General features: G+C 67.3%; 1 pseudogene. It reads right to left on the reverse strand.

Annotated elements, in window-relative coordinates:
- Positions 1–504, reverse strand: a pseudogene (locus EN939_RS37350) (hypothetical protein); the annotation flags it as partial.

Raw genomic sequence — 504 nt, forward strand, 5'->3', positions numbered from 1 at the left:
GCCGCCGGCACGGCATCGTGACGAACGAAGCTGATGGAGGCAGCAACAACCGTCGCGAAACCAAACAGGATGGCTGCTCCCACCAGCCGCCACGAAAGTACTATGCGGCCGGCGGGTAGATCCCAGGCCCAGCTGGAGAGCCACGCCGGTGTCGAACGATCGACGGCACCTAGCAAGGGCCGGCGCCCGTCCGGATCCCTTGCCAGATCGGCAGTGTCGGCGTTGACCAGGTCGCGCGCGCTCCGCAGGCACAGGACGGCTGTCGCACAGAAGCTGGCGCCAAACAGGATCGCGGCGCCGAGACCCCAGGTCGGTGCCAGTGGTTTTGCAATGACGAGACAGCCAAGGCCTACTGCTGCTGCGACGATGAAAACAATGGGGACGCCCAGCGCACACGCCGCCACCGCCGCCATGCGCCGGCGCTCCCGAAGCGACAGCGGCAAAGCCTTCAGGAAAGGCGCGAAGGCGCGCGACAGGCAAAGCCTGGCGAGCGCGTTGCCAGCG

It is taken from the genome of Mesorhizobium sp. M7A.F.Ca.CA.002.05.1.1 (genome assembly GCF_003998335.1).
In the GTDB taxonomy this organism is placed as follows: Bacteria; Pseudomonadota; Alphaproteobacteria; order Rhizobiales; family Rhizobiaceae; genus Mesorhizobium.